Origin of the sequence: Clostridium sp. AF12-41 (genome assembly GCF_003461685.1) — a bacterium.
GTDB lineage: Bacteria > Bacillota > Clostridia > Lachnospirales > Lachnospiraceae > Otoolea > Otoolea fessa.
In genome coordinates, this window is the sequence record NZ_QTXO01000002.1 from 249,398 (window position 1) to 268,923 (window position 19,526).

A 19,526-nucleotide genomic window follows, 5' to 3' on the forward strand; every position below is an offset into this window, starting at 1 on the left:
TTTTCACAATTTCATCATATTGAACGATCAATTTTTTTTATTTTTTATTCCGCTTATGCAACTTGACAAGAGCTGCTTTTTCAGCTCCCCTTTCATTTTTTCCGAATTTTTCCCTAAAAACAGGCAAATAGATATTGACAATACTGCCTTTATTCGATAGAATGTAATAGTATGTTTACATTGAACTGTCCGTGTCCAGGCTTTAATGCAAACCAAATACAAAATGAATTACGAATCAAAATAAAAGAATTTATGATGGAGGTACACTACATTGGCTAACATTAAATCCGCAAAAAAAAGAATCTTAGTTGCAGAGACAAGAGCTGCAAGAAACAAGGCTATCAGATCCAAAGTTAAAACTGCTGTTAAGAAAGTAGAAGCTGCTGTTGCTGCAAAAGATAAGGCTGCTGCACAGGCTGCATTATTAGCTGCTACCAGCGAGATCGACAAGGCTACTTCCAAGGGCGTATACCACAAGAATACAGCTTCCCGCAAAGTATCCCGTCTTTCCAAGGCTGTAAATACTCTGGCTTAATTATCCAGAGCGGATCTTTCGAATTATATATTAAAAATTAACCCAAATTAAAAAACCATTATTCTGTGGGTGTGACAGAATAATGGTTTTTTGTTGCTTCTTTTCCAGCCGGGTCCGGCCGAAGAACCGCTGATTCTGATGCTGGCACTGCCCTTTAGAATCAGCGCACGGAACTTCTGGGCTGACTGATCAGCAGCTCCACCGCCAGCCGGTCGCCCATCCGCCCGGTCTTGACTGCCTCCTCGGCATCCACGCAGGTCTGCACATAGGAAATGAGCTGTTCTTTCGTAAATGCCGCCGCCTGGCTGCTGAGCTTTCCGGCTACGAACGGAGGTACTTTCAATTTCGAGGCAACCGTCCCCCGGTCTGCGCCGGACGCCTGCAATTCTCGCACCAGCAAAAGCTGGTTAAACTGTCTGGCAATCAGGAACAGGATCCGCATCGGCGGCTCCCTGAGTGTCAGCAGGTCTTCGTACAGATCCATCGCCCGCTTCGTCTTTCCCGCCATGATCGCCGCTACCATGTCGAAGATCTTGTTCGTGATCTGCACGGTCGTGATGACTTTCACATCCTCTGCCGTCACTACCTCACTGCCCATCGTGTAGGAAATGAGTTTTTCCAGCTCCATCCGGATGTTTTCCATATCATCGCCGACGCGCTCCAAAAAGAGATTCATCGTGGACGGCGTGATCTTCCGCCCATTCTGCGCCAGGATCGTCGCCGCCCATCTGGCGAGCTGCGCGCTGTCCTGCCGCTTCATCTCCGCAATGTGACCCAGATCCTTGACCTTTTTGTAGAGTTTGTTTCTCTTATCGACCGCCTCCTCCACAAATACGATGCAGGTCGTGTCCGGCATCATCGGCAGATACTCCGCCAGCGCCTCCGAAGAAGTCTTGAAAAATCCGCTGTCCTCGATCAGAATCAGACGCCGCTCGCTGAAAAATGGCATCGTGTCCGCCAGACTGATCAGCTCGTTGACATCCAGCCCTTTTCCCTCGAAATAATTGTAGTTCATCGTATCATCGCCCGAGATCGCCGCCCGCAGCTTCTTTTTATAACTCTGCTTCAAAAACGCCTCTTCGCCGTATAGCAGATAAACCGGCTTAAATGTGCCATTTTTGATGTCTTCATTGATCGTCTGCATTAACTCCGTCCCCGCCTCCTGGTTCTATTCGATAAAAACAGATCCATTTTTTCGAATGACTGTCCATCCGGTTACTTTCCTGTCTATTTTTTCACTTCCTACTATTATAAACATTTTTCTAAAATGTTGTCTACTGTAAACCCATAAAAAGAATAAAACAGCAGCTCCTTTTGTTGCTTGAAATTTTTCCTTGGTTCACTTTCAGTCAAAACCTACATTACCATCCCTAGCAAAAGATAGACCGCATACGCTACAATCCACGCAATCACGCACTGCGCCACCACGACAAAGCAAGCCCATTTTCCGCCCAGTTCGCGTCTGACCGATGAAATCGCTGCCACGCACGGCGTATAGAGCAGGCAGAAAACCAGCAGACTGACCGCTGAAAGAGGGGTCAGAATGTCACGCAGGCTCTGAGTCGTCCCGAACAGAACCGACAGCGTTGATACAACACTCTCTTTTGCCATAAATCCGGTCAGAAGTGCCGTGCAGACACGCCAGTCGCCTAATCCCATCGGCGCAAACAGTGGTGCAATCACACCAGAAATAACCGCCAGAAGACTCTGCTGGGAATTGGACACAACATTCAGGTGCAGATCAAATGTCTGAAGGAACCAGATTAAAATCGTCGCCACAAAAATAACTGTGAATGCTTTCTGCAGGAAATCCCTTGCCTTTTCCCAGAGAAGCTGGGCGACATTGCGCGCCCCCGGCATCCGGTAGTTCGGAAGCTCCATGACGAACGGAACGGCTTCACCCTTAAATAAAGTTGTTTTAAGAAGCATTGCCATCAAAATTCCCATCAGGATTCCCAACAGATAAAGTGCAATCATAACAATCGCCCCATGATGCGGGAAAAAGACAGCGGTAAAAAACGCATAAATCGAAATCTTGGCGGAACAGCTCATAAACGGAGTCAACAGGATCGTCATTTTTCGATCCCGCTCCGAAGAAAGCGTCCGGCTTGCCATGACTCCTGGTACCGTGCAGCCAAAGCCAATCAGCATCGGCACGATGCTCCGTCCGGAAAGACCGATCTTTCGAAGCAGTTTATCCATCACAAACGCCACACGTGCCATATAACCGCTGTCCTCTAAAAGCGACAGGAAGAAAAACAGCGTCACAATGATCGGCAGAAAGCTCAAAACACTTCCGACACCATTGCACACACCATCGATCAGCAGGGAATGGAGCACCGGATTGATACCTGCCGCTGTCAGCGCTGCGTCTGCCCGCTCTGTCAGCCATCCAATCACCAGTTCCAGACCATCTGAAAGGACCGCGCCAATCACATTAAATGTCAGCCAGAATACCAGACCCATGATTGCAATAAATGCCGGAATCGCCGTGTAGGTTCCAGTAAGAAGACGGTCAATCTTCACACTTCGCTGGTGTTCCCGGCTTTCCCTCGGTTTGACGACTGTCTGCCTGCAGACTTTTTCGATAAAACCAAACCGCATATCCGCAATCGCAGCTGCCCGATCCAGCCCGCGTTCCTTCTCCATCTGGCAGATAATATGTTCCAGCGTCTCTTTTTCATTCGTGTCCAGATTCAGACGCGCCTCAATCTCCTCATCGCCTTCTGCCAGCTTCGATGCAGCAAAGCGCACCGGAATACCCGCATTCTGCGCGTGATCTTCGATCAGATGCATAATACCATGCAGGCAGCGGTGCACCGCGCCACCGTGATAATCCGCATCACAGAAATCCTGCCGTCCCGGTTTCTCCTGAAAATGCGTTACATGAAGCGCATGATCGATCAGCTCTCCGATTCCTTCATTCTTTGCCGCTGAGATCGGGATAACCGGAATCCCCAGTTCTTCCTCCAGTTCGTTGACACGGACAGAACCGCCGTTCTGGCGCACCTCGTCCATCATATTAAGCGCCAGAACCATCGGAATATCCAGTTCCAGAAGCTGCATGGTCAGATACAGGTTGCGCTCAATGTTTGTCGCATCCACGATATTGATGATTCCCTTCGGGTGCTCCTGCAAAATAAACTGACGCGTCACCAGCTCCTCATTCGAATATGGCGATAAGGAATAGATTCCTGGCAGGTCGGTCACTTTCGTATTTTCATGTCCGCGGATCGTGCCATCCTTCCGGTCCACCGTCACACCCGGGAAATTCCCCACATGCTGATTGGATCCGGTCAGCTGGTTAAAAAGCGTCGTTTTGCCACAGTTCTGATTACCTGCCAGGGCAAACGTCAGAACGGTGCCATCCGGCAATGGGTGTTCCTCCGCCTTTGTATGGTATTTTCCACCTTCTCCGAGTCCAGGGTGATCGATCGCGCGCGCCATCGGAATCCCATGTTCCTTTTTGTCCGCTGCTTCGGTTCCTGCCTCGCGTACATTCTCAATCTCTATCTTCTCTGCATCCGCCAGGCGCAACGTCAGTTCATAGCTATGAATCCGCACCTCAACCGGATCGCCCATCGGCGCATATTTTACCATCGTAACCGATGCAGTCGGAATCAATCCCATATCCAGAAAATGATGCCGCAGTGCACCTTCTCCGCCAACTGTCCGAACGGTTGCAGTTTTTCCTATTGGTAAATCCTTTAATGTCATTCTCTGCCTCCATCTCTCTTCATTAGTCAAACTCATTGTATGTCATCAGACTTCTACATCCGCCTGATTTTGAAGCAAAGCATAGAGAGAAAAATACTATTGAAACTTTTTCTCAATTATGTTTCCAGATAAGTCTATTGTACTTTAGGGAATTTGTCAATCGTTGGAATCTTTAAGAATCTACCAATCAGAAAAAAAATAGAAAAGATAAAAGAAAAACAGTAAGGATGAATCATCCTCACTGTCTCAAAATAGCTGGGCTACAAGGATTCGAACCTTGAAAATGACGGAGTCAGAGTCCGTTGCCTTACCATTTGGCGATAGCCCAATCTTTTATTTCATAGCTGTCTCAGCCACATTTATTATTATATCATAAATTTTTGTTTCGTCAAGTATTTTTTTCAAACACTTATGTTTTTTTGAACAATTATAATTATTTACCAGTTCGAAACATTTTACAGTCTCGTAATGCCCCGGATATTTTTCCGTCACGAGGCTTCCTGCAAATAATTCTAATGATTCTTAAAATTCCTGCTGCCCGAATCCAACTTCTGGTAACTCCAGACATATCATGGTTCAGGCAGCAGGAATCATATATCCTCATACACTCCGCTTTAATTAGCTGACTCCGCATCTGTCTTCGTTTCTTTTTCCGTCGGCTTTGTCTCCATCTGACTGTACTCTGTCTCCGAGTGCGTGCTCTCTTTTACTGCTTCTGTCAGTGTCTCCGGCGCGCGGGATGTCTCGGACGGCTTTGTCTCCACTGTCTCATCATCCGCATCGTCGTCATCCTCATCAATCAGATCATCCGCAATATCCGGCGTCTCGAAATAGCCTTTTACCGTACCAAAGGAGCCGCCGTCCCGCACTGCCACTCCGCCGAGCGTAAACGTGCACTCCGTATTGGCTGGAAGCCCTTTGACGTGAATCTCACAGGAGGTTCCGCCTGTGTCCGTGATTCTCGCCGAATAGCTCTGACCGTCCGGATCTACCACCGACACGGTCGGATTTTTCCATTTAACCTTTTCCTTAAAAACGATGTTCAGCGAACCGCTCTCGTAATCTACATAGTCAATCTTCGCTTTCTTGCCTCCCGAATCGACTTCTTCCTCGTCCTCATCTGCTGCGGCGGTTGTCTCCACCGGGCGTACTGCAGTCGATGGCTGTTCTGCCGGCGTCGGTTCATTTTCCGGCTGACCGGTGCTTTCCACGGTCGTCTCCGCTAAGGTTTCTTCCTCGGTCTGCGGCAATGTCACCTCACGAACCAGAGCCGCATCCGTCTCAATGGTGCTGTCCGTCTTCGAATAACCTACCGTATAAGCACGATCCGCGATCTCCCGCGCAATCTCTTCCATCGTCATACCGGCAAATTTTTTCATATCATTTTCGGTCAGGTCGTTATCCCGAATCAGCTCTCGCAGAAAATACGCTTTTCCATAAGAAATATTGTATTTCTCCGCCAGATCCTGAATCTCCCCGGTTACCTTCATCCGCTGGTCATAGACAACCGCCTGTACCGCGTGTTCCTGCAGGGAAGACTCTACATCCCCTACGACATCCTGACGCAAAGATGATGCCTTTTCCTCATTCTCATTGGACACGGTAACCAGAATCGCATTGTCCAGTTCATCCAGATAACCGTTCCGGACCATCGAACCGATCAATGCGTTGACCGCAATATCAAGGTCTACATTTTTCAAATTCATATCATCCAGGATCGTCTCCGCATCCTCATTAAGCGGATTCGCCTGCAATACTTTCTCGTTCCGGTTGACGGAAAGCTCAATACTCGGATTGACATCGATGCCAATCACCGAATCGACACGGTGATTCTGGTAAAATGAAACACCGCCTCCTAACACAGCCACACACAGGCAGGCGGCTGCTGCCATCGCCACGGTCCGCATCCGGCGGTACATCCGTACACGGCGGGATGGTTTTACATAGATCTCCTGTGGCGTCGAGAGATCGATTTTATCGAATACGTTGGGAGTCAGGGCATCCATCGCCGATCGCAGATGTGACTCAATCTCATCCTGTTCCCACGCTGTTTCAGAGTGATCGGTCAATGTACTCCCTCCTCTCTCAGGTGTTTTTTCAGTTTTTTCATAGCACGGTTGTACTTGGAAAGCACCGTTGCCAGCGGCATCTCCAAATCTGCCGCGATCTCACGATGTTTTAACCCCGCTGATGTCCGCAGAAGTACAATCTGCCGTTCTTCTTCATTTAATATTTTGAGTGCTGCGTGTAATACCATCTTATCCGCAGCATCCTCTATCTGGGGACAGAATTCCCCTGTCTCCATCTCAGAAAGATCCGAAAGCCCGATATCCGCTTCATGCTTCTGGTCACGGAAGCGCATATAGCAAAGATTTCTAGCGATCGTAAACATCCACGCCAGCGGTTTGCCCTGCGACTGATAGCTTCCAGCCGAAGTCCAGACCTTTAAATAAAGCTCCTGCATGACCTCCTCAGAGTCCTGCGGATTCCGCAAAATCGATAGAATAAAACCGTATATAGTTTTATCCGTATTCTGATAAAGCTGCTGAAATGCCGCCTTATCTCCCTCTGCCACTCGCAGAAGCAGCTTTTCATCGCTCATCTTATCATAGGCGACCGGCTCTTCCATGGTCGTTAAAAGCCCCGTCAAAAACATGGACGAAATTTCCTTTCTATATAACTTAATGCAAAGAAACCAGTTCTTATTGCATTTGTTATGAATTTTTTCTGATTTCTGTCCAGCTCCTCACGGCAGCTGGCAAAAATCAATGCAACTTTATTCATACTCGACCCGTTCCAGAAAAAGCCCCTCCGGCGGCGCCGTAAAACCTGCCAGCGCTCGGTCACAGGAAAAAAGCGCCTCCGCCACTGATTCCGGTGTCCGCTTATGAAGTCCTACCTCGATCAGTGTACCGGTCAGGATTCTTACCATATTATATAGGAAGCCATTGCCACGAAAATGCAGTTCGCACACACTTTCCTGCATGGTCAGCTCAATAGCAGTGAGATTCCGCACCGTCGATTTTTTCATCCGTTTCAACGAACAGAATGCTTTAAAATCGTGCTCACCCGTCAGATACGCAGCCGCCCGTCTCATAGACGCTATGTCCAGCGGTTCCCCCAGACCGTACACATATCGGCGCTCAAATACATTTTTCTTCGCTGCCGTCTCAATCCGGTAGCAGTACGTCTTGGAAACAGCATTTAAACGGCTGTGAAAACGCGTTCCCGCCTCCTGTGCCGATAAAACAGCGATATCATCCGGGAGATAGCGGTTCAGGTACGCTTTCAACTCCTCCGCGCTCATCCCGGCACAGGACGCCGGAAGATGGAAATTCGCCACCTGTCCCCATGCGTGGACGCCTGCATCTGTCCGTCCGGAACCGTGCACCTCTACCGTCTGCCCCGCCATTTTCTCCAGAATCTGCTCTAATTTTCCCTGTATCGTCTTGTCCGTGTTTCCCTGCTTCTGCCAGCCGTCATAACGGCTTCCGTCATATTGCAGGGTAATTTTTATATTTCGATCTGGCATATTTTTTCTCCATGTGTTATCTATCTTCATTCTTTCTTTATTCGCAAATATATCCGCCTCGCTGCCAGATACAGCACCGTTCCAGTCAGTGCTCCCGCCATATCCAGCCATACATCGCTGAGCTGCCCGGAACGTCCTTCGGTAAACAGCTGAATCGTCTCATCCAGAAATGGAACCGCAAATATAGCGATGCGGTGGATTTCCAGCCATACAGACCCGCACGGTGCCATCGCACGCATTCTCCCAGTCCTATCTTTCCCATCAGCCGGATCCTCTGTCCACATTTCTTCCAAAATAGCTCCGTTCACACGCACACAGAGAGCACTCTGCCGCAGCAAAATCCCCAATCCTGTATACTCAATAAAATGAGCACATTTGCGCACAATATGCTCGGTCAGCCATGGTACGGCTATTCCGGTATCTGCTGCCAGCTTCTGCAAAAGCCGGAGAACCCGTCCGCTCTCCGCCGATGACTGCACTGCCGGGCGCATGGAATTGGAGTAGATAAATAAAATGTATAATATTAAGATCACATGCCAGATCCATGCCATTCCCAGTGCTTTCTGTTTTTCCCGGATATTTTTTCCTGTATTCATCTATCAATCCCTGTATTCGCTTGACTCTTCTATGCGCTTACGCCTTTACTGCTCTGATTTTAAGATTCCGCTCGCGTCAATCCGCTGTACCGCCAGCGCGATCGCATCTTCATCCTGCACCAGCGCCATCCGCACATGTCCTTCTCCCGATGGACCAAACGCACTTCCCGGTGTCACCAGAACTCCTGTTTTTTCAAATAACGTTTTTACAAATTCCATCGAATCGCTAAATCCAGCCGGAATCGGTGCCCAGACAAACATCGTTCCCTCCGGTTTCTCCATCTTCCATCCGATCGATGCAAGACCATCACACAGACAGTCACGCCGTCTCTCATAAGCAGCTCTGGTCGAAGCCACACAGCTCTGGTCACCGGTAATCGCCGCGATCGCTGCCTTCTGGATCGGCAGGAACATACCGTAATCCATATTGGATTTCAACGTTTTCAGATGACTGACAACTTCCTTATTTCCCACGCAGAAGCCGACACGTGCCCCCGCCAGTCCATAGGTCTTTGACAGGGAATTAAATTCCACTCCGACTTCTCTCGCTCCTGGGAAACGCAGAAAGCTTCTGCAGGTTCTTCCATCAAACACCAGTTCACTGTATGCGTTGTCGTGAAGCACGATAATATCATATTTCTTTGCAAATGCAATCAATTCCTCATAGAAACTGTCTGGAGCCAGCACCGCCGTCGGATTGTTCGGGTAGGAAACAATCATAAATTTCGCTTTCTGAGCGACTTCCTCCGGAATTTCCTTCAAATCAATGATGTAGTGATTTTCTTCCCGCTGCGGCATATAGTAAAGCTCTGCCCCCGCCAAAGACGGACCATCCGCAAACACCGGATAACACGGATCCGGTACCAAAACCACATCGCCCTCGTCCACGATCGAAAGTGCGATGTGCGCCAGTCCCTCCTGGGAACCGAGCAAAGAGCAAATCTCTGTCTCCGGGTTCAGCTTCACTCCATAGCGGCGCGCATACCAGTCGGACACTGCCTCCAGAAGTGCCTGCTGATCCTGAATTGCATACAGATAATTTTCCGGTACCAGACAGGCTTCGCTGAGCGCCTTTAAAATATGCGGTGCGGGGGCAATATTCGGTGCGCCGATGCTCAGATCAACGATCATCTCCCCCTCTTCCAATTTTTTCTTCTTCATCTGCGCCAGCATGGAGAACACGCCCTCGCCAAACCGGTCCATTCTATTTGCAAATTTCATCTTATGTTTTTCCTCGCTTTCAGAAGTTCTTCTATCCACCAGCTGAGTCAACAGCCCCTGACTCTGTCATTCTCCATCGTTCTATCTTTGATTTTTCTGGTTCTCAGCCTTTCTCCGCCATTCTTTTTATCTGGCTATATAAGTATTAATTATAGTACAAGCATATAGGAAAGTAAAGGCGTGTCCAACAACGGAATTTGCCGTAGCTTTTCTAAAAACGTTGTAAAAACAACCGACTTTTCTCAGCAAAACAATTATACTTAATCTCGTAATTGAAACAGTAATTGTTCCGTGCTTTTATCCTCACGGACAGGAAATTCATACATGAAAGTTAAGAAAGACGAGGTTTTTATCATGATACGAAGAATTATTGAAATTGATCAAAAAAAATGCAACGGCTGCGGGCTCTGCGCTTCTGCCTGTCACGAGGGCGCCATCGGCATGGTTGATGGAAAGGCAGCTCTTTTAAAAGATGATTACTGTGACGGTCTGGGAGACTGCCTGCCAGTCTGTCCGACCGGTGCCATCTCTTTTGTCGAGCGCGAAGCAGCGGCTTACGATGAAGCGGCCGTCCAGGTTCATATGGCTGCCCGCAAGGCAAAACAGGTGCTGGAAAATGCAAATACTGCTGCTTCTGCAAACGCTTCCGCCCGCCCTGCATTCAGCGGATGTCCAGGATCCATGAGCCGTTTCCTGAAGCGCACTGAAAGCGCTCCTTCTGAACATGACGATACTCATGCAGATAGCGCCGAGACTTTTAATCCTTCTGATTCAGCATCCATCCCGGTGAGCGCCCTTCAAAACTGGCCGGTTCAGATTAAATTAGCTCCGATCCATGCACCGTATTTCGATGGGGCAAAGCTCCTGGTCGCTGCCGACTGCACCGCTTACGCATACAGCCGCTTCCATCAGGACTTTATCCATGGTAAAATAACCTTGATCGGATGTCCGAAACTGGACAGCATCGATTACTCCGAAAAACTGACCGAAATTATCCGCAGCAACGATATCAAGAGCGTGACCGTTGTCCGCATGGAGGTTCCATGCTGCGGAGACATTGAACAGGCAGTTAAAAATGCCTTGCAGGCAAGCGGAAAATTCATTCCATGGCAGGTAACAACCATTTCGATCGATGGGCGGATTTTAGATTAATATCTGCCATTCCCCCGATTGACCTACCCAACCATTTCGTGCAGGTTCCGCTCTCCATACACACCTGCCGAATGGACTCAATCAGACTCAAAAGAATACGAAAATTTATATATCTAAACGAGGTTTTATTAAGGAGGTTCATTATGGAATACCCATACATCAAAAACATTACTCACGAAAAAGTGCAGTCTTTAGCCGGCCTGGTAAACGCAGAAGACGGTCAGATCGTCAGCAAGACTCTGGCACAGAACGAAGCTGTCAGCGTTACTCTGTTTGCATTTGCAAAAGGCGAAGAAATCTCCACCCATGATTCCACCGGAGATGCGATGGTGACCGTTCTGGAAGGCACCGGCCGCTTCACGGTCGATGGCGTCGAGCACCTGGTTCACGCAGGCGAAGTTCTCGTCATGCCGGCGAAAAAGCCGCACGCCGTTTATGCACCGGAAGCATTTAAATGGATGTTGACGGTTGTTTTCCCATTTAAATAAAGACTGCGCTCAAACTCTTTTTACCATGCAGCCCGACTGATAGCAGCCCTTATCCATTTATTCCAAAACAGGCATACCGCAGGAATCCATGCATGATTTTCATCCTTTTCTCCGCGATATGCCTGTTTTTCATTTTATAAGCACATGGTTGTGTTCATTTTTCCAGTTAATCTCCCTTCAACAGATATGAACAGCAGCTTCCAGCTTTCATTATTCCACATACTCATGTGTCTCCACCCACTGCAGCAGCTTTTCAATCGCCGGATTCGGGTTGCTCTGACGCCATGCGATCTCAAAATCAAGCTCTTCCGGGCTGCCGTCCGCGCGGAGAAGCGGAACCACTACCAGATTCCGCGCATTCCGATAATGGCGGACGGCATATTCTGGGAGAATCGCCACGCCAAATCCCGCTGACACCTCCAGAAGCACCGTCTGTACCTCCCGTTCACGCGCCACGATATTCGGTATAAAACCGCCCTTATTGTAACAAATCAATACTTCTTCCGCCTCATCGTTGGAACGCCCCTGCGGCTGCATGATGATAAAGTCTTCCCGCGCCAGATCACGGTACATCAGATGGCTCTCTCCCGCCAGCGTGTGTCCCGGATAAAGAACCGCCATCATCGGAAACCGTTTGAGGAATCGATGCTTTAAATCCTCGTAATTCTGCGTGTACAAAGACAGATTAAACGCAAGATCGCAGGTTCCATTATCTAACAGCTCATAGAGCGCACTCATATTTTCCCGCAGCAGATGAATCGAAATATTCGGGTACGCCTCATGAAAACTTCTGAGCGTCTCCGAAAAACGGCTCTGCTCATATCCCCGGATAAATCCGATCGTCAGCTCCCCAGCTACGCCTTCCGCTGCCGTCCGCGCGAGCTTCGCCGCCTCCTCGGCGCGGACCAGAACCGCCCGCGCCTCGTTCAGATATACCTTTCCCGCCGCCGTCAGCTCGACATGGTGCTTGTCCCGCACAAAAAGCGGCACCCCGATCTTCTCCTCCAACGACCGAATCTGCAGCGTCATCGCTGTCTGCGAAATAAAACATTTTTTCGCCGCCCGCGTAAAATTCAGCTGCTCCGCCGCCGCCACAAAATATTCCATTTGTTTTAAATTCATCTCATTTCCCCATTTCTATATCCTATATGTAATCGCGTCTTTTCGATCGAGCAGAAAAATGAATCACGCCGCCCAATTTACGGGCTTTCGGTCTGGCTTTTCCTGTTTCGTTATAAGTTTCCCTTATTATAATATCTGTTCTTTCTATTGGCAAGTTTTTCATTCATCCTTTATAATTTTTAATAGTCAACAAAAGAAAGTGAGTGAAAGGTATGAAACAATTCAAAAATTTCTACGAAGGCACATACGCCAAGTACATTCTGCCGGGCGTCCTGCTGCAATCGGTTCTGATTGGCGGCGGCTATGCAACCGGACGTGAGATTTATTCTTACGGTGCAAAATTCGGAGCGATGGGCTGGATCTCCGGACTGACGATCGGCATCGGTTTTGCCCTGTTTGCCTTCCTGACCTTTGAGATCTGCCGGATCTACAAGGTTTACGATTATAAAAACTATATCAAGCAGGTCATTGGACCGCTCTGGCCGATGATGGATATTTTAACTGTCCTCATCGCGATTCTGCTGATTGCCGTTATGGCAGCCGCAACTGGAAGTATTTTCGAGCAGGTCGGACTTCCGAATATTCTCGGCTCCGTTGTGATCGTTCTGATCTGCGGACTCCTGAACTTTAAGGGTTCCAAGGTGATCGAGAAATTTGAATCGATCGGTACTATTTTACTGTATGGCGGCTATATTCTGTTTACAATTCTGGTACTCGTCAACAAGGGCAGCAACATTTCCCATGTATTCAGCACGATGGACACCAGCACCTACGACGGCTCTGTCACTGTTCCGCTGTGCATTTACACCGGTATCCTGTATGTTGCCTACAACATCAATTCCATCCCGATGGGCATGTTCTCCCTGACACGCCAGACCAAACGGAAAGAAACCTTTATTTCCGGTCTGATCGCCGGTCTTCTGATGGTTATTCCGTGGTTTTTGTCTTACTTTGCGATGATGTGCTTCTACGGTGACACCTCCATCGTCGGCGCGGATGTCACAACCCCGTGGATGGAAATGATCAAGGCAGTCAACGGCGGACCGGCACTGATGGCACTGTTCAGTCTCGTTATGGGCTGGACGCTGGTTGAGACGGCAACTGGCTGCATCCACATGATCATCGACCGTTTCGACGTTGCCATGGAGGAAAAGGGCGCTGCCAAGCTGTCCGATACAAACCGCGGTCTGATTACGGTCATCACGCTGATCGCTGCACTCGTATTATCCCGCGTCGGCGTTGTCACCTTGATCGAGCAGGGCTATTCGTACCTGTCTTACGGATTTATCCTCTTCTACCTGCTGCCGACGCTGCTGGTAGGCGGATATAAGATTATTAAACATAAAGACAAATAAATATGTAATGATAAGAACACATCCGCCTGTGGGAGATTTCATCTTATAGACGGATGTGGTATAATGTAAACACTTGACGAGGTATTTTCGAATCAACATAGAAAGGAAGTATATGCAATGAAATATATCGGATATTACAATGGAGAAATCGGCCCCCTCGAGGAAATGAAAATCCCGATGTTGGACCGCGCCGTTTATTTTGGAGATGGCTGCTACGATGCCACCACCTTTGCAAACAACAACATTTTTGCCGCAGACGACCATCTGGACCGTTTCTACAACAGCTGCAAGCTGCTGGAAATCCCGTTTGAAATGTCGCGTGAAGAACTGCGTGCCGAGCTGCAGAAATGCATCGATGCCAATGAGATTGACCACGGTATGCTGTACTGGCAGTGTTCCCGCGGAACTACCTATCGTGGACATCAGTTTCCACCTGCTACCGTAAAACCAAATCTGATGATTTTTACTGTTCCGTGCGACCTGATTCCATTTGATAAGACTTTCCGCCTGATCTCGATGGAGGACACCCGTTTCCTGCACTGCAACATCAAGACGCTGAACCTGATTCCAAGTGTCATCGCTTACCAGCGCTGCATCGAACAGGGCTGCCAGGAAACGGTCTTCCACCGCGGCGAACGCGTCACCGAATGCGCCCACAGCAATATCTTAATCATCAAGGACGGCGTTCTCTGCACCCCACCGAGAGATAATCTGATTCTTCCGGGCATCACGTTAAAACATCTGCTGATGTTAGCTGAGAAAAACGGCATCCCGACCAGCGAGGCACCATTTACCATGCAGGAACTGGCAGACGCCGACGAAATCATCGTCAGCAGCTCCGGCGGGCTCTGCATCCAGGCCGTTGAGCTCGATGGAAAACCAATCGGAGGAAAAGATCCGAAGACGCTGAAGACTTTGCAGGATGCTTATGCGGAGTTTTATGCGGAAGATACGAAGGTACGGTAAAAATCCATAAATTTGCCAATCAAGGGCTGTCACTCAAAACGTGGCAGCTCTTTTTCGCTTGCGACATGTTTCTGCTTCGCGCAAGTGCGCATCCTCGCGGAGCATTTTTTGTTTCACAGGACGCAATTTCCTATGAAATAAAATAAGGGGATCCCTGTATTTACAAGGATCCCCATGACGCGGAGACGGAGGGATTCGAACCCTCGTGCCGGGATGAACCGACAAACGCATTTCGAGTGCGCCGCGTTACGGCCGCTTCGCTACGTCTCCAGATATTAGGTGTTTCTCTTCGAAACACCTATGCTATTATACATGATATTTTGACTTTTGTCATCTGTTTTTTTCACTATTTACTGATAATACGCATCAATTCCGTTCGCAATTCCCCCGGCAATCAATTCCTGATAATCATCCTGTGCCATCTTCTGATCTTCTTCCGGGTTGCTCATAAAGCCCATCTCGACAATGGAAACCGGAATCTTACACCAGTTGATGCCGCTCATGCTGTCTGTCTCCTGCACACCGCGGTTCTTGAAGCCGGTTGCCGCGCAGACAGAGTCCGTGATCTTCTTGGAAAGAGAGTAGCTTGCCGCGTGAAGCCCGCCGTTGTACGGGTTGGACGCCGTCTGGCACATGGAGAGTGTTCCGTTGACCGTCGTGTTGTCCAGCGAATTGCCGTGAATCCGGACGAAAATGGAGGCGCCGCTCTTGTTGGCGATCTCCGCTCTCTCCGCATTGCTTAAGTTGACATCGTTGGACTCCCGGATCATGACGACCTGATAGCCTCTCTCTTCCAGAATCCGTTTTAACTTCTTCGAAACTGATAAAGTCAGCTCATATTCCGGCAGCTTCGTCGATACGCCCTCGGTGCCGGAAGCCACCTTCGCCTTCATGGTCGAGGAGCCCGGTCCGACTGGTTCTTTGTCCGGATTGCCCTTTGCCTGATGTCCCGCGTCGATCGCTACGATACGTCCGTTGGACACCGGTGCACCCTGTGCATCCGCTTCTGCCCCCTGCGCTGTGACCGTCGCTTCCTCACTGCCCGGCTCGGTCGTCGTCAGGTATTCGGAACGGATAAAACAGCTCTTGTCCTTATAAAGCACCTCGCTCCAGCCGTCTCCGATACCGACGCGCTGCACGCTGTCGCCCTGATTCAGCTGTGTCACAATCTCATACTCCGTTCCACAGCCCGAACGCACGTTGAGCAGGTTCTCAGTCGCATACACTGTCTCATCGACACTCCGGAAGCCGCTCGCCGTCGTTTTGTCACTCTCCAGCTCGCTCTGGTCCGCAACCGCCGCTGCATCCGCCTCCTGAATGCCCTGTGCATCTTCCAGCTCCAGACTTCTCTTTGCCGCATTCGGCACCTGTTTCTTCGCTGTCTGTTCCGCCGGTTCTGTCTCAGCAGCCGCCATCTGCACCTGCTTCTGTGCCTGATTCGGAAGGGTAAATCCCGCATGGCTTACGCCAATGGAACCCGCCGCGACCACAATCGCGGTCACCGCCGCCCAGAAACGTTTCCGGTAATCCGGTGTGCTTGGCTTTCTTTTTCTGCTTTCTCCTCTTGCCATTTATAAAAAACTCCAATCTTACAGAAGATTCTAACCTCTCCATGATCCGCGCATTCACTGTTTCCAATCAATCTCATCGCAGCACAACTTTGATGCCGACAGACCAGACATTTCTGCCCAATTAAAATCTTCTTTCATTTCTAAATTATTCGATCGTACCGCCGCCTACGACATATTCGCCGTCATAAAAAACGACTGCCTGTCCCGGCGTCGCCGCTCTCTGCGGCTCATCAAATACGCATTCCACCCGATCTTCGCCAATCTTGCGGATCGTACAGAGCGCCCCTTTGTGGCTGTAACGAATCTTCGCACTGACGCGCATCTCCTGATCGCCCAGATCCTCAATCGCCATCCAGTTGAGATTCCGGCAGGTCAGGCAGTTGGAAAAGACATCCTCATTTTCCCCGATCACAACCTCGTTCGTCTCCGGACGGATCTCCGTCACGAACACCGGATGACCGAGTGCCAGATTTAAGCCCTTTCTCTGTCCCACTGTATAATGGGTAATTCCTTTATGATGACCTAAAATATTGCCGTACTTATCTACAAAATTGCCTTCGTCAATCCGGCAATTACTATTTTCCTCGATAAATTTTGCATAATCGTTGTCCGGCACGAAACAGATCTCCTGACTGTCCGGCTTGTGTGCCACCGGAAGTCCAATCTCCTCCGCCATCTCTCGAATCTTGTCTTTCGTATATTCGCCGACCGGCATCAAAGTGTGTGCAAGCTGATGCTGGGTCAGGTTATAAAGCGCGTAGGTCTGATCTTTCGCCGCCGTCGCAGACTTGCAGATCGCATAGCGGCCATTCGGCAGCTTTCTCACGCGCGCATAATGTCCCGTTGCAATATAATCAGCCCCAATTTCCAGACTTCTCTGCAAAAGGGACTCCCATTTTACATATCGGTTACAGGCAATACATGGATTCGGCGTGTGTCCGTCCAGATATTCCTGTACAAAGTAATCCATGACATTTTCTTTGAACTCTTTTTTGAAGTTCATCACGTAATACGGGATCTCAAGCCGTTCCGCAACCCGTCTGGCATCATCGACAGCGCTCAGACCACAGCAGCCGCCATTCTCTTCCTGCTCTACATTCGTCTCATCCTGCCAGATCTGCATTGTGACGCCGATCACATCGTATCCTTGCTCTTTTAAAAGCCAGGCAGCCACGGAGGAGTCAACTCCTCCTGACATGCCGACTACTACTTTTTTCTTTTTCATCAATACTCTTCTTCGACTTCTTCCTCGCCGATATCCGTCTTCGGTTTTACGAGTCCTTTGATCTCAATGCCATTCTTCTGAGCATAATCCCAGAGAGCAGCGTGAATTGCCTCCTCTGCGAGCAGAGAACAGTGTACCTTAACTGGCGGAAGTCCGTCCAGTGCCTCCATAACGGCTTTGTTGGTAACTTCCATCGCTTCCTGGATGGTTTTTCCTTTTACCATCTCGGTCGCCATGCTGCTGGTCGCAACGGCTGCACCGCAGCCAAATGTTTTAAATTTTACATCCTGGATGATCTGGTTGTCATCGATATCCAGGTAAATACGCATAATATCACCGCATTTTGCGTTGCCGACGGTACCCATACCGCTGGCATTTTCAATCTCGCCTACATTTCTCGGATGCTGGAAATGATCCATTACTTTCTCTGAATACATCGGGTGTTTCCTCTCTATATCTTCATTCACTGTGTACGTGTACAGTAACGGAATTTGCCGTGCTTTCGCCTTTAAATACGGCAAATTTCTGCTGCCACCACGTTATCCTACGGCACTTTCAGTTGCAAAAGTACCTATCTGTGGATGTTCATTTTGCTTAAAATGTCTAAATCTTACTGCTGCGGATGTTTCTTAATGTAATCCTCATACAGCGGAGACATAGAACGAAGACGTTCTACAATCTTCTTTAAGCAGTCTACCGTGAAATCAATCTGCTCCATGGTTGTCTCGGCTGACAGGGTCAGACGCAGGGAACCGTGTGCAATCTCATGCGGCAGTCCGATCGCCAGAAGTACATGGGACGGATCCAGGGATCCGGAGGTACATGCAGAACCGCTGGAACCACAGATGCCTTCCATGTCAAGCATGATCAGCATGGATTCACCCTCGATGAACTGGAATGCAAAGTTTGCATTGTTGGAAAGTCTCTGGGACGGATGTCCGTTGAGGCGTGCAAATGGAATTTCTTTTAATACACGCTCGATCAGGTGGTCACGCATCGCTTTTTCTTTTGCTGTGCGCTCTTCCATCGTCGCCATCGCAATCTCAACTGCCTTGCCGAATCCTACGATACCAGCCGTATTCTCGGTACCGCCGCGGCGTTTACGCTCCTGTGCGCCGCCGTGGATGAAGGAACGAGTCTTTAATCCGGTACGGATATAAAGGAAGCCGGTTCCCTTCGGTCCATTTAACTTGTGGGCGCTGGAACTGAGCATATCGATATGGCACTCATCTACATTGATCGGAACATGACAAAATGCCTGTACCGCATCGGTGTGGAATAAAATGCCGTGTTTCTTCGCAATCTCACCAATTTCCTTGATCGGCTCAATCGTACCGATCTCATTGTTTGCAAACATAACAGAGATGAGGATGGTGTCCGGACGGATCGCCTTCTCCAGCTCGTCTAATTTAACAACACCGAACTCATCTACATCCAGATAAGTAACCTCAAAACCTCTCTGCTCCAGGTACTCACAGGTGTGCAGAATCGCATGGTGCTCAATCTTGGTCGTGATAATGTGCTTGCCCTTTGCCTGATATGCCTCTGCTGTGGAAATCAGCGCCCAGTTATCAGACTCCGTGCCGCCGTAGGTAAAGTAAATCTCGTTGGACTTTGCGCCCAGCGCTTTCGCGATCGTCTCGCGAGCCTGTGCAATCGCTCTCTTCGGCTCTGCCGAAAATTCATAAACGGAAGACGGGTTGCCGTAATACTCCGTAAAATACGGGAGCATTGCCTCCACTACTTCCGGACGCGTTTTGGTTGTCGCCGCATTGTCCAGATAAATCAACTGTTTCATAACTAATAAATCCGCCTTTCTTCTTAGTGTATGCACGCCTGCCTTTATTGTGATTGTATCACACGGAATCTCACGGCAGGAACTCCCCGCCTGTAAACATTTGCTGCGTACATAGTTTGTAGCAATAAAGGTAAAAGCTTCATCTACGTTCTTTATTATTATATAGGAAAATTGAAAAAATACAAGCAAGAATGAGCGGGTTTTTGAAAAAACCTAGTTAAAAATGGGGTATATAATGTGCTCAAGCT

Annotated in this window: 17 protein-coding genes and 2 tRNA genes; 5 read left to right on the top strand and 14 right to left on the bottom strand. The window is 49.0% G+C overall.

Annotated elements, in window-relative coordinates; all coding sequences use genetic code 11:
• Positions 1 to 271 precede the first annotated feature (271 nt).
• Positions 272 to 535, top strand: coding sequence for a 30S ribosomal protein S20 (gene rpsT / locus DWV73_RS04700; RefSeq protein ID WP_022358531.1), 264 nt, complete (start codon positions 272 to 274; stop codon positions 533 to 535).
• 160 nt (positions 536 to 695) lie between these two features.
• On the opposite strand, the gene holA is transcribed toward rpsT, so the two are convergent.
• The 8 genes from holA to DWV73_RS04740 form a co-directional block, all read right to left on the bottom strand.
• Positions 696 to 1,679: a DNA polymerase III subunit delta gene (holA, locus tag DWV73_RS04705; RefSeq protein ID WP_117795986.1), complete on the bottom strand. Its 984-nt coding sequence runs from the start codon at positions 1,677 to 1,679 to the stop codon at positions 696 to 698.
• A gap of 212 nt (positions 1,680 to 1,891) precedes the next feature.
• Entirely contained in the window at positions 1,892 to 4,252 is a 2,361-nt protein-coding gene (feoB, locus tag DWV73_RS04710; RefSeq protein ID WP_117795987.1) for a ferrous iron transport protein B, read from the bottom strand.
• A gap of 255 nt (positions 4,253 to 4,507) precedes the next feature.
• A tRNA-Gln gene (locus DWV73_RS04715) sits at positions 4,508 to 4,580 on the bottom strand.
• Positions 4,581 to 4,866: 286 nt separating this feature from the next.
• The gene (locus DWV73_RS04720; RefSeq protein WP_117795988.1) at positions 4,867 to 6,321 is read right to left on the bottom strand and encodes a hypothetical protein; all 1,455 of its coding nucleotides are present in this window, start codon (positions 6,319 to 6,321) and stop codon (positions 4,867 to 4,869) included.
• Positions 6,318 to 6,908 carry a sigma-70 family RNA polymerase sigma factor gene (locus DWV73_RS04725; protein ID WP_117795989.1) on the bottom strand — a complete coding sequence of 197 codons (591 nt, stop codon included), beginning with the start codon at positions 6,906 to 6,908 and terminating at the stop codon, positions 6,318 to 6,320. The genes DWV73_RS04720 and DWV73_RS04725 overlap by 4 nt, the downstream gene beginning before the upstream one ends.
• 120 nt (positions 6,909 to 7,028) lie before the next feature.
• Entirely contained in the window at positions 7,029 to 7,784 is a 756-nt protein-coding gene (gene truA / locus DWV73_RS04730) for a tRNA pseudouridine(38-40) synthase TruA (RefSeq protein WP_107001259.1), read from the bottom strand.
• Positions 7,785 to 7,810: 26 nt separating this feature from the next.
• A complete protein-coding gene (locus DWV73_RS04735; RefSeq protein WP_242995744.1) occupies positions 7,811 to 8,380 on the bottom strand; it encodes a VanZ family protein in 570 nt (189 codons plus the stop codon).
• Positions 8,381 to 8,425: 45 nt separating this feature from the next.
• Positions 8,426 to 9,601, bottom strand: coding sequence for an aminotransferase class I/II-fold pyridoxal phosphate-dependent enzyme (locus tag DWV73_RS04740; RefSeq protein WP_117795990.1), 1,176 nt, complete (start codon positions 9,599 to 9,601; stop codon positions 8,426 to 8,428).
• 354 nt (positions 9,602 to 9,955) lie between these two features.
• Here DWV73_RS04740 and DWV73_RS04745 point away from each other — a divergent pair, with 354 nt between their 5' ends.
• Complete coding sequence (locus DWV73_RS04745; RefSeq protein WP_117796134.1) at positions 9,956 to 10,753, top strand: 4Fe-4S binding protein; 798 nt, start codon at positions 9,956 to 9,958, stop codon at positions 10,751 to 10,753.
• A gap of 143 nt (positions 10,754 to 10,896) precedes the next feature.
• On the top strand, positions 10,897 to 11,241 hold the full coding sequence (locus DWV73_RS04750) for a cupin domain-containing protein (protein WP_107001261.1): 345 nt from the start codon (positions 10,897 to 10,899) through the stop codon (positions 11,239 to 11,241).
• A gap of 210 nt (positions 11,242 to 11,451) precedes the next feature.
• On the opposite strand, the gene DWV73_RS04755 is transcribed toward DWV73_RS04750, so the two are convergent.
• Positions 11,452 to 12,363, bottom strand: a complete 912-nt coding sequence (locus DWV73_RS04755; protein ID WP_107001262.1) for a LysR family transcriptional regulator — start codon at positions 12,361 to 12,363, stop codon at positions 11,452 to 11,454.
• Between the two features lie 212 nt (positions 12,364 to 12,575).
• On the opposite strand from DWV73_RS04755, the gene DWV73_RS04760 reads away from it, so the two are divergent.
• Both DWV73_RS04760 and DWV73_RS04765 read left to right on the top strand, forming a co-directional pair.
• Complete coding sequence (locus tag DWV73_RS04760; RefSeq protein ID WP_117795991.1) at positions 12,576 to 13,718, top strand: hypothetical protein; 1,143 nt, start codon at positions 12,576 to 12,578, stop codon at positions 13,716 to 13,718.
• Between the two features lie 117 nt (positions 13,719 to 13,835).
• Complete coding sequence (locus tag DWV73_RS04765; protein WP_117795992.1) at positions 13,836 to 14,684, top strand: aminotransferase class IV; 849 nt, start codon at positions 13,836 to 13,838, stop codon at positions 14,682 to 14,684.
• Between the two features lie 180 nt (positions 14,685 to 14,864).
• Here DWV73_RS04765 and DWV73_RS04770 read toward each other — a convergent pair.
• The 5 genes from DWV73_RS04770 to nifS all read right to left on the bottom strand — a co-directional run bounded on the left by DWV73_RS04770 (position 14,865) and on the right by nifS (position 19,278).
• Positions 14,865 to 14,954: transfer RNA gene (locus tag DWV73_RS04770), tRNA-Ser, on the bottom strand.
• An 80-nt stretch (positions 14,955 to 15,034) separates the two neighbouring features.
• Complete coding sequence (locus DWV73_RS04775; RefSeq protein WP_117795993.1) at positions 15,035 to 16,255, bottom strand: N-acetylmuramoyl-L-alanine amidase; 1,221 nt, start codon at positions 16,253 to 16,255, stop codon at positions 15,035 to 15,037.
• 145 nt (positions 16,256 to 16,400) lie between these two features.
• Positions 16,401 to 17,480 carry a tRNA 2-thiouridine(34) synthase MnmA gene (mnmA, locus tag DWV73_RS04780; protein WP_117795994.1) on the bottom strand — a complete coding sequence of 360 codons (1,080 nt, stop codon included), beginning with the start codon at positions 17,478 to 17,480 and terminating at the stop codon, positions 16,401 to 16,403.
• Complete coding sequence (nifU, locus tag DWV73_RS04785) at positions 17,480 to 17,917, bottom strand: Fe-S cluster assembly scaffold protein NifU (RefSeq protein ID WP_117795995.1); 438 nt, start codon at positions 17,915 to 17,917, stop codon at positions 17,480 to 17,482. The genes mnmA and nifU overlap by 1 nt, the downstream gene beginning before the upstream one ends.
• Positions 17,918 to 18,090: 173 nt before the next feature.
• Positions 18,091 to 19,278 (bottom strand): cysteine desulfurase NifS, encoded by a 1,188-nt coding sequence (nifS, locus tag DWV73_RS04790; RefSeq protein ID WP_022358754.1) that lies wholly within the window; start codon positions 19,276 to 19,278, stop codon positions 18,091 to 18,093.
• Positions 19,279 to 19,526: the final 248 nt, after the last annotated feature.